This is a genomic window from Romboutsia weinsteinii (genome assembly GCF_002250835.2).
Taxonomy (GTDB): domain Bacteria; phylum Bacillota; class Clostridia; order Peptostreptococcales; family Peptostreptococcaceae; genus Romboutsia_A; species Romboutsia_A weinsteinii.
The window spans coordinates 24,414-35,015 of the sequence record NZ_NOJY02000033.1 but is presented as its reverse complement, the minus strand read 5'-3'; the positions used below and the strand labels follow the sequence as shown (position 1 = coordinate 35,015).

Sequence of the window (10,602 nt, the reverse complement as noted above, 5' to 3'; positions counted from 1 at the left end):
TTGTTTGGTTGTTTCAAATTCTATAAATTAACCTACTGTTTAATTTTCAAAGTTCTTATTTCAACTTTTTTAGTATATCAAAGCATTTTTGCTTTGTCAACTTTTTTCGTTGTTTTTTTGTTTTCGTTTTTGTCCGTTTCTTAAGGACAAGTAATACTTTACCATCTTATTTCAATCTGGTCAATACTTTTTTTATTATTTTTTTATTTTATTTTGCTATTTTATTTTCGTATGTATAAGCATTGGCTTTAACCTTAGTTTTTGCAACACTTGTACGAGATACGCTATTCACACCATTATATATATTTAGTACATCCTTGCAGAAATTTATCATTACTTCTATTACCAAAAAACTTATACATATTAAACATATCCAATTTATCATTTGAAACATTTTTTAAATCCCCCTTATATTTTTAATTTAATTATTAATATTCTAATATATATTCCTCTTTCCTTTATAAAAATTTCTACCTATATTCTTATAATAAATCTCATTTTTGTATTTTTTATCAGCAAAGAATACCAAGCATCACAATTAAATATCAGTTATTAAGTTTTGATGTTGACTTAATACTTAATATTTCAAAAATAAAAATAGACTTATGCACAAGTTAGGTAAAACTCGTGTATAAGTCTATGATTATATATATTTCTATTCTTCTATTTTATTTTGATTATTTTCTATCGGTTTCATAGTAGGGAATAATAATACGTCTCTTATAGATGTAGAGTTAGTTAATAGCATTATAGTTCTATCTATACCTATTCCTAATCCACCTGTAGGAGGTAGACCCACTTCTAAAGCATTTACGAAATCTTCATCCATATCACAAGCTTCGTCATCACCTAATTCTTTCTTTCTCATTTGATCCATAAATCTTCCTTTTTGGTCAATTGGGTCATTAAGTTCAGAGAATGCATTAGCTAATTCCCATCTGTTTGCGAAAGCTTCAAATCTATCAGTTCTTCTTGGGTCTTCTACATTTCTCTTAGCAAGAGGCGATACCTCAACCGGATGATGAGTTATAAATGTTGGTTGGATTAACTTATCTTCACCAAATTCTTCGAAGAATGCATTTATAACTTCTCCTCTTCTCATTCCAGGAGTTATTTCTATTCCTTTTTCTTTAGCTATAGCTATAGCTTCTTCATCTGTATTTATAGTAGAGAAATCTACACCTGTATATTCCTTAACACAATCTTCCATAGTCATTCTTTTCCATGGAGGAGTGAAATCTATTTCAGTACCTTGGTAGTTAACCTTCATGCTTCCTGTAGCAACTTCTGCCATATGAGATATAAGGTTTTCTGTTATTTCCATCATATCTGTGTAATCTGCGTATGCTTGATATAATTCCATCGCAGTATATTCTGGGTTATGCTTTATAGACATACCTTCATTTCTAAACATTCTACCCATTTCATATACTTTATCAAATCCACCAACTATAAGTCTCTTTAAGTATAACTCGTTAGCTATTCTTAAGTACATTGGTATATCTAAAGTGTTATGGTGAGTAACGAAAGGTCTAGCGTTTGCACCACCAGCTATTGTATTTAATATAGGAGTCTCAACTTCTAAGAAACCTCTTTCGTCTAAGTAAGATCTTAAAGCTTTAAGTGCTTTAGTTCTTGTTAAGAAAGCATCTTTAACTTCTGGATTTACTATTAAATCAACGTATCTTTGTCTATATCTTAAGTCTTGGTCTTTTAGTCCATGATATTTTTCTGGTAATATTTGAAGAGATTTACTTAACAATACAACTTCGTTAGCTTTTACAGATATCTCTTCTTTCTTAGTTTTGAAAACTTCACCTTCAAGCCCTATTATATCTCCTATATCATATGTAGAGAATATTGAGTACTCTTCTTCACCTATTCTATCTAATCTAACATAACATTGGATTCTTCCATCTTGATCTTGTATATCAATGAATCCAGCTTTACCTTGTATTCTTTTACTCATTATACGTCCAGCTATCTTAACAACAGTTCCTTCAGTAGTTTCAAAGTTATTTTTGATAGTCACAGAAGTACTAGTTCTATCATATCTACTTTGGTGGAAAGGATCTCTTCCCATTTCTTGTAACTTAGCTAATTTATCTCTTCTTACTTGAAGAACTTCACTAAGATTTTCTTGTGCTTGATCATCTTGAACATTTTGTTGATCTTTATTCATTTTTTATCCTCCAACTATCTTCTTATTTCTAATATCTTAAACTTAGCAACTCCGTCTGGAACTTGAACATCTACTGTTTCACCTATCCCCTTACCTAAAAGAGCTCTTCCTACAGGTGATTCATTTGATATTTTACCATCGTATGGATCAGCTTCCGCTGAACCTACTATTGTATATTCAACTTCTTCATCAAACTCTATATCTTCAACCTTAACTATAGATCCTATTGTTACTACATTAAGGTCTATTTTACTTTCGTCTATTATAACTGCTTTTCTAAGCATGTTTTCTAACTTTAATATTCTTTCTTCTAATTGAGCTTGTTCATTTTTAGCTTCATCGTACTCTGCATTTTCAGATATATCTCCAAAAGATATAGCAACCTTTATTCTATCAGCTACCTCTCTTCTCTTTACAGCTTTCGAATATTCTAATTCCTCGTCTAATTTGTCATACCCTTCTTGAGTTAACAGTATTTCCTTATTATTATCTTCCATAACCCCACAACTCCTTCGCTCTATTTATTATAGTTTTATTATTAACATTTTAATTATGCGCTATATTATATGTCACTATTATCCTAATGTCAAGGCGTCAGCCTTGTAGTTGTTTAACTTAGCTACTACCTCTTCATAACTTTCGATCTTATTTACTTCATCCCTTATCCTAGCTGAATTCCTAAGACCTTTTAAGTACCATGCAATATGCTTTCTCATTTCTCTTACCGCTATATATTCTCCATGTTCCTCAACCGCTAAACCTAAATGTTTAATTGCAGTACTTATTTTTTCTTCACAACCAGGTTCAGGTAATACTTCTCCTGTTTGCATATAGTGGTTTATTCTTTCAAATATCCATGGATTACCTTGAGCTCCCCTACCTATCATTATAGCATCACAGTTTGTTTTATCTATCATATTTTTTGCATCTTCAACTGTAAATACATCTCCATTACCTATAACAGGTATGTTTATACTTTCTTTTATTTTAGCTATTATGTCCCAATCAGCCTTACCAGAATAATATTGTTCTCTAGTTCTTCCATGTATAGCTAATGCACTTATTCCACTTGCTTCTGCTATTTTAGCTATTTCTACTGCATTTACATTGTCATCATCCCAGCCTTTTCTTATTTTTAAAGTTACAGGTTTAGTAGAGTTCTTAACAACAGCTTTTAAAACTTCTTCTGCTAACTTAGGATTTTTCATAAGCGCCGATCCATCTCCATTTTTAACTACCTTAGGAGCTGGACATCCCATATTTATATCAAGTATCTCATTAGGATATTGATTCATTATTTCAGCCGCTCTCCCCATATACTGAGGATCTGATCCAAATATTTGAACAGCAACAGGATGTTCTTCATCCTCTATTTTTAGCATCTTTTTAGTGTTTTCATCATCGTAGCAAAGGGCTTTTGCATTTATCATTTCTGTATATAGCATCCCACAATTATGCTCTTTACATATCAATCTAAAAGGAAGGTCTGTAACGCCTGCCATAGGTGATAAGAAAACTTTATTTTGTAATTCGACATTACCTATTTTCATATTATTCTCCTTTATTTTATATATATATTTTATCCATAATAGTTTAATTTCCAAGTATTTTTCAACAAAGATAATATTACTACAAACTTAAATATAGTGTCTACATATACTTTCTATTATTTATATCCTATATAATCACAAAAGGAACTGGTTATATAATCCAGTTCCTCTATTTATTATTCTTTATTCTTTTCGTATATTACTTTCAGACCTTCTAAAGTTAAAAACTTATCTACACAGTCTATGCTATCAGTCTCTGATGCAATAAGTGTTGATAGTCCACCAGTAGCTACTACTTTTATATCTTCACTATTTAACTCTTTTTTCATCATATCAATTATTTTATCAACTAAACCTACATAACCATATATAATACCTGCCTGCATAGCTGATACAGTATTTTTACCTATAGTCATCCCCGGCTTAATAAGTTCTACTCTTGGAAGTTTAGATGCTCTTTGGAATAAAGCTTCACTTGATATTTTTATCCCAGGAGCTATCGTTCCACCTAAGTACTCACCTTTTTCGGATATAGCACAGAATGTAGTTGCAGTCCCAAAATCAACAAGTATTAAAGGATATCCATATTTTTCGATTCCTGCTACTGCATTTACTATTCTATCAGCACCGACCTGCTTAGGATTATCATATTTTATGTTTAGGCCTGTTTTTATACCAGGACCTACTATTAATGGTTGCTTCTTGCAATATTTCAAGCAGAAGTTTTCAAGTGAATGCATAACATTCGGTACAACAGATGATATTATTACATCCTCTATCTTGTCCATATCTATTTTATCATATTGGAATAGGTTATTAATTAATATACCATACTCATCAGAAGTTTTCTCTTTATCAGTATTAATTCTCCAATACTTTGTTAACTCATTATTTTCATATATACCTAAAACCATATTGGTATTTCCAACGTCAAATACTAAAAGCATATATCATTAACCTTCTTTCTATTTTTCGCTTTCATCTACTAAAACCACAACATCTTCCTCTAATCTTACATATTGTGGATTATTAGATTTTTTGCTTTTCTTTAGTGCTGTTATAACAGCAGATATTACCAACGCTCCGACTATAGCTTCTGGTATACCATTAGTTGCACCTAGAGTAAATATAAGTGTTCCTGCCGAAGAAGCATTTGATCCTAATGCCTCAGCATATCTTGCACCATATAACATATAAATCATACCTAGAACACCTGCCGTGTTAGCTATAGATCCTATAGCGCCTGTTATTAAACCAGATACATATGCTTTTTTAGTCAGCTTCATAGCCAACTCATATACATAATACGCTAGTATTCCTATCAACACTCTCGGAAGTATAGATACTAGTGGATTAATAAACGCAAAAGACGTTATTGTTGGCTCAGTAAGAGCTTTAAAAAGACTCGTAAATCCAAATATAAATCCTACAGTTGCTCCAACTATTGGTCCTTCAACTATGGCACCTATTATTACAGGTATATGCATTATAGTTGCTTTTGTAGGTCCTACAGGAATAAATCCTAATGGAGTCATAGATAACATAATTGATATAGCTGAAAGTACACCTATTATAGTCATCCTTCTAACATTCATACTGCTTCTTACTGATACTTGTTTGTTCATCATAAAAAACACCTCCGTTCCAGCTCATAAAGATGCCGGACTTCTAATTTTTTAAATAGTAATATATTAAATTATATTTATATAAAATAGTCAGGTTCTTAAAATTAAAGATACCAGCTATAACAAAAACAATTTTATCAATAGCAATTCTAATTGTCAACAATTCTTATTTTTACCTTATATATATCCATTTAACCCTCTTATAGAAATTTCGCCAGACATAATTTCCTTTATGCTTTTATCTTCTTTTTCTACTATCAGGTTTCCATCTTCATTTATATCTAAACATTTTACAAGTTCTCTATCTCCACCTTTTAAAGCATATACTTCTTTGCCGATTACAGCAGAATATTGTCTACAAATTTTTAAAGTTTCTTCCTTTGAATTACTTTCTATATAATCAGTATATAGTTTTTCAAGCTGACTCAATATTCCCCTTACTATATCTACTCTCGATAATTTATATCCTTCTTTATGTAGTGATGTAGCAACTTGAGATATTTCCGAATCAAACTCCATAGTTTTTACATTGATGCCTATACCTAAGATAATATGATTTACTCTCTCTATCTCTGCTGATAATTCTGTAAGTATGCCACATAGTTTCTTGCCATTTAAGATAACATCATTAGGCCATTTGATTGAAGTATTTACTCCTAAGTCATTCAATGCTTTTGCTATACTAGCTCCTGCTATTAAAGTTATGAATGGAGCCTGTGTTGGTAGTATATCTGGCTTTAATATTATAGTCATCCAGATGCCTTCATTTACATTTGATTGGAATTGTCTTCCCAGTCTCCCTCTGCCTTTTGTTTGTTCTTCACTTATTATCACAGTACCATCAACATGATTACCTGCAACTTGCTTAGCATAATCATTCGTAGAGTCTATTGTTTCAAAATGTATGATGTTTTGCCCTATAAAGTTTGTATCTAGGTCATGGCATATATTTTGAGATGTTAATAAATCAACAGGTTTCTCTACTAATCTATACCCTTTTCTATTTACAGACTCTATATTATACCCACTTTCTTTTAATGCTTTAATATGTTTCCATATAGCTGCTCTCGATACTCCTAATTGCTTCGATAGTTCTTCTCCTGAAATAAATTCATTTTCACTATTTAGTATAACCTCTATAATTTTATCTCTCATATAGCACCTCTAACTTAATATGATTATATCTACCTTATAATATAATTATAAATCAAATATATTATACATAAAATTCCTTTAACCTAAAAAGGAACCTATATCTAGGCTCCTTTTTGTCTATTTATCATCTGATTCATCAGATTTTTTAGTTATATCAACTTTTATATCTTCTTTTTTAGATAAATCTATAGTTGTATTATCCATTTCTACATCTTCTGTAGCTACAGTTTCTACAACATCTAAAGATAATTCTTTGTTAAATGCTTTTATAAATTGATCTGCATCTAGAGTTTCATGTATTAATAGTGCTTGAGCCACATACTCTAATCTATCCATGTTTTCTTCTAATAGATGCTTAGTTTCTCTATAAGCAGCATCAACTATACGTCTTACTTCTTTATCTATTTCTGAAGCAACTTCTTCTGAGTAGTTTCTCTTAGTAGCGAAACTATTACCTAAGAATACTTCATCATCACCATCACCAAATGTCATTGGTCCAAGCTTAGAACTCATTCCATATTTAGTAACCATATCTCTTGAAGTCGATGTAACTCTCTCTAAGTCGTTTGAAGCACCAGTAGATATATCTTCTAGTACCAACTCTTCTGCCACTCTACCTCCAAGTAATACAACTATATTTTCCTTCATTTCGTTCTTAGTTGCGTAGAATTTATCTTCTACAGGAAGCTGCATAGTAAATCCACCAGCTCTACCTCTTGGAACTATAGTAACCTGATGAACCGGACTCACATTAGGAAGTATATGAGCACATACTGCATGCCCTGCTTCATGATAAGCTGTAAGTCTTCTTTCTGGTTCACTTATTACTCTAGATTTCTTAGCTACACCTGCGATAACTTTAGTTATAGCTTCTTCTATAGTTTCCATTTGGATTTTCTTTTCTCTTTTTCTGGCAGTAAGTATTGCTGCTTCATTCATTAAGTTCTCTATATCTGCTGGAGTAAATCCAGGAGTTCTTCTTGCTAATACTTCAATTTTTACATCATCAGCTAAAGGCTTATTCTTAGAGTGAACTTTAAATATAGCTTCTCTACCTTTAACATCCGGAGCTCCTACTACGACCTGTCTATCAAATCTACCTGGTCTAAGTAATGCTGGGTCAAGTATATCTGGTCTATTTGTTGCAGCCATGATTATTATACCTTGGTTTACACCAAATCCATCCATCTCAACAAGTAATTGGTTAAGTGTTTGTTCTCTTTCATCATGTCCACCACCAAGACCTGCTCCTCTTTTTCTACCAACAGCATCTATCTCATCTATGAATATTATAGCTGGAGAATTTTTCTTAGCTTGCTCGAATAAATCTCTTACTCTTGAAGCACCTACCCCAACAAACATTTCAACGAAATCAGAACCACTTATACTAAAGAATGGAACTCCTGCTTCTCCAGCAACTGCTCTTGATAAATACGTTTTACCTGTACCTGGAGGACCTACCATAAGTATACCTTTTGGTATTCTGGCTCCTAGGTCTATATATTTCTTTGGATTCTTTAAGAAATCAACGACTTCTTGTAAATCTTCTTTTTCTTCATTAAGCCCTGCTACTTCTTTAAATGTAACTCTAGTTTTTTCATCATCCTTATGAACTTTGGCTTTTGATTTACCAAAACTCATAACCTTTCCGCCTCCACCTTGAGACTGATTCATAAATACAAACCAAAGTATTCCCATAAAGAATAGTAATAATAATGTAGGTAGCATTTCAATAAACCAAGGTGTTGATGGTTTTGCTTCACCACCAAATGCTAGTTTGCCGTCCATTGCTTGTTGTAAAACTTCATCAGCAAACTTATCCCCCATTATTTCCTTTGGTACATATGATGTAAATTTAGTGTTGCTATCTTTTAGAGTTCCTTCTACAGCAGTTTCGTTTATAAAGTATAGTCTTGATATATTACCTTCTGTTAATTCTCTGTATACCTTAGAAAATTCTAGAGGTTTAACTTGTTCTGTTGGACTACCAGAGAATTGAACTATACCTATTATAATTATGAAAATTAGTAGATAAAAACCTGCTCCCTTTAAAATTTTGTTCAAAAGAAGCCCTCCTTTCATACGTTGTTTTTATACTAAAGTTTCTTAAAGCCAATCTTTAAGACTTCTTTTGTTTGTTCATCAATTTTATAATCTTCACTCATTCTATAATCACCTACACATAGTATACCTTGTTCATCAGTAATTACTGGAATCTTACATCTCTCTTCTCTAGGTATTTTTAAATCTATAAATAGGTCTTTAATCTTTTTACTACCAGCATGAAGCTTTATCTTATCTCCTTGCTCTCTGTTTCTTACTAGAATACCTCCTTTTACTTTATTAAAGTCAAACCCTTTAGACATTTTATCAACTTTCATATTCTTATATCTGTCTATGCTAATAACTTGGGTTTCTAACATTATATCTAACTCTTTTATCTTGAAAAATCCATTGATAGGTATATTATAGCAAAAACTGATTTCATTATTAACTATTTCTTTAGTAGTTAAAATTATTCTATCGTTTTTCCTATATACAAATACACCCCTAGGAAGAGATATCCTTTTATTAATTTTATTTTCTCCTTCCAGATCCATAATATCTTCTATATGTTTTTGATCTAAGAAGTTTGTATCTCCTAGTACCTGCTTAACAGCATTTCTAAGTATTCTAGTCTTTATTGAGTTATGCATTGATATATATTCATCTAAGTATATTTCTACAGAATCATTAGTTATTCTAGATACTTGTTTGAATTTCTCCTCAGCATCTTTTTCTATGTACTCACTGTCACTTCTAAGACTATTACTCATCCTCACAACAGATTCTACTATATTAGAATTAAAATTCTCCCTCATATATGGTATGAGTTCTAGCCTAACTTTATTTCTAGTATATATGTTTTCTAAATTTGATTTATCTATTCTTGGATTTAAATTATGATATTGACAGTAGTTTTCAATCTCACTTCTTTCTATGTCTAAAATAGGTCTTACTATAACGTTATCTCTAACATATCCTATTCCAGTTAACCCATGAAGACCTGTTCCTCTCATCATACGCATCAACACTGTCTCAGCTTGATCATTTAGGTTATGACCTACAGCTATTTTATTTGATTTTGTATTTTCTTTTATTTCATGGAACATTTCATATCTAAGTTTTCTTGCTCCTTCTTCTATAGATACCCCATTTTGTTCACAATACTTAGGAACATCTATTGATTTTACAAAACAAGTTATACCCATATCTTCACAAAGCTTAGCAACATATAAAGCATCTTTTTGAGCTTCTATGCCTCTTATTCTGTGGTTTAGATGGGCAGCATATATTTCTATATTTAACTCAGGTTTTAATCTATTCAATATATGCAGTAAACAAACTGAATCTGGACCTCCTGAAAGTCCCAGTACAATTTTATCTCCCTGCTGTATTAAATCGTATTTATTTATAGTACTCAATACTTTATCAAATATCATACTTATCCCTCTTACACTTATTTTTTTTAACGTTTTACAGATAATAATTTCTATAAAAAAACCATAAATCCTTGTATCAGTTTTCAAAAGTTATAAATTTTTGTTATATATAATAATACCAAATAAATTAAATAAAAGGTAGTTTTTTCACTACCTTTTATTTAATTTCAGGAACTACATATATCTCCATTTTATTTCTACCATTAAATATATTCATAATACTTATATTGTAGTCTATCCCTATTTTTATATATTCATTTTCTTTTATATCTATTTCTAATTCTTTTGTATCTGTATCTATGATAAAAATACCTTGAGGAGTTTTATATTTGGTTGCATGATTACTCCCTTTTTTAAATACCATTGTTGAATTAGCTCCTCCAAATCTTTTGACGCTAATCTCATCATCTAATATTTTAATCGTTGTAGTTACCTCAATACCCTCTTCTTTTTCTTTATATATTAAGTATATATGATTATTTTTGTTAACTATATTACCTAAAACATCAACTTTAATAGTATCTGTTTTTCCATGTTCATCATACTGAGTAGTTGTTATATTAATTTTTGCATTCATCTTAAGTACCTCCTAAAAAGGGAGGTTGCCT

Annotated in this window: 10 protein-coding genes; all 10 read right to left on the bottom strand. The window is 31.0% G+C overall.

Annotated elements, in window-relative coordinates; translation table 11 throughout:
• Positions 1-208: 208 nt before the first annotated feature.
• On the bottom strand, positions 209-394 hold the full coding sequence (locus CHL78_RS14700; RefSeq protein WP_094368854.1) for a hypothetical protein: 186 nt from the start codon (positions 392-394) through the stop codon (positions 209-211).
• A gap of 261 nt (positions 395-655) precedes the next feature.
• On the bottom strand, positions 656-2,182 hold the full coding sequence (lysS, locus tag CHL78_RS14695) for a lysine--tRNA ligase (protein ID WP_094368855.1): 1,527 nt from the start codon (positions 2,180-2,182) through the stop codon (positions 656-658).
• 14 nt (positions 2,183-2,196) lie between these two features.
• Entirely contained in the window at positions 2,197-2,679 is a 483-nt protein-coding gene (gene greA, locus CHL78_RS14690) for a transcription elongation factor GreA (RefSeq protein WP_094368856.1), read from the bottom strand.
• A gap of 78 nt (positions 2,680-2,757) precedes the next feature.
• The gene (gene dusB, locus CHL78_RS14685) at positions 2,758-3,732 is read right to left on the bottom strand and encodes a tRNA dihydrouridine synthase DusB (RefSeq protein ID WP_094368857.1); all 975 of its coding nucleotides are present in this window, start codon (positions 3,730-3,732) and stop codon (positions 2,758-2,760) included.
• Between the two features lie 176 nt (positions 3,733-3,908).
• On the bottom strand, positions 3,909-4,679 hold the full coding sequence (locus CHL78_RS14680) for a type III pantothenate kinase (protein WP_094368858.1): 771 nt from the start codon (positions 4,677-4,679) through the stop codon (positions 3,909-3,911).
• An 18-nt stretch (positions 4,680-4,697) separates the two neighbouring features.
• Positions 4,698-5,360, bottom strand: coding sequence for an ECF transporter S component (locus tag CHL78_RS14675; protein WP_094368859.1), 663 nt, complete (start codon positions 5,358-5,360; stop codon positions 4,698-4,700).
• Positions 5,361-5,534: 174 nt separating this feature from the next.
• Positions 5,535-6,512: a biotin--[acetyl-CoA-carboxylase] ligase gene (locus tag CHL78_RS14670; RefSeq protein ID WP_094368860.1), complete on the bottom strand. Its 978-nt coding sequence runs from the start codon at positions 6,510-6,512 to the stop codon at positions 5,535-5,537.
• A gap of 117 nt (positions 6,513-6,629) precedes the next feature.
• Entirely contained in the window at positions 6,630-8,576 is a 1,947-nt protein-coding gene (gene ftsH, locus CHL78_RS14665; RefSeq protein ID WP_094368861.1) for an ATP-dependent zinc metalloprotease FtsH, read from the bottom strand.
• A 32-nt stretch (positions 8,577-8,608) separates the two neighbouring features.
• A complete protein-coding gene (gene tilS / locus CHL78_RS14660) occupies positions 8,609-9,994 on the bottom strand; it encodes a tRNA lysidine(34) synthetase TilS (RefSeq protein ID WP_094368862.1) in 1,386 nt (461 codons plus the stop codon).
• A gap of 157 nt (positions 9,995-10,151) precedes the next feature.
• On the bottom strand, positions 10,152-10,571 hold the full coding sequence (locus CHL78_RS14655; protein ID WP_094368863.1) for a DUF1934 domain-containing protein: 420 nt from the start codon (positions 10,569-10,571) through the stop codon (positions 10,152-10,154).
• Positions 10,572-10,602 lie beyond the last annotated feature (31 nt).

What these genes read in the sequence shown, in the direction of transcription:
- CHL78_RS14700 (WP_094368854.1), bottom strand. Translation starts at nt 394, where the DNA reads ATGTTTCAAATGATAAATTGGATATGTTTAATATGTATAAGTTTTTTG.
- lysS (WP_094368855.1), bottom strand. Translation starts at nt 2,182, where the DNA reads ATGAATAAAGATCAACAAAATGTTCAAGATGATCAAGCACAAGAAAAT.
- greA (WP_094368856.1), bottom strand. Translation starts at nt 2,679, where the DNA reads ATGGAAGATAATAATAAGGAAATACTGTTAACTCAAGAAGGGTATGAC.
- dusB (WP_094368857.1), bottom strand. Translation starts at nt 3,732, where the DNA reads ATGAAAATAGGTAATGTCGAATTACAAAATAAAGTTTTCTTATCACCT.
- CHL78_RS14680 (WP_094368858.1), bottom strand. Translation starts at nt 4,679, where the DNA reads ATGCTTTTAGTATTTGACGTTGGAAATACCAATATGGTTTTAGGTATA.
- CHL78_RS14675 (WP_094368859.1), bottom strand. Translation starts at nt 5,360, where the DNA reads ATGATGAACAAACAAGTATCAGTAAGAAGCAGTATGAATGTTAGAAGG.
- CHL78_RS14670 (WP_094368860.1), bottom strand. Translation starts at nt 6,512, where the DNA reads ATGAGAGATAAAATTATAGAGGTTATACTAAATAGTGAAAATGAATTT.
- tilS (WP_094368862.1), bottom strand. Translation starts at nt 9,994, where the DNA reads ATGATATTTGATAAAGTATTGAGTACTATAAATAAATACGATTTAATA.
- CHL78_RS14655 (WP_094368863.1), bottom strand. Translation starts at nt 10,571, where the DNA reads ATGAATGCAAAAATTAATATAACAACTACTCAGTATGATGAACATGGA.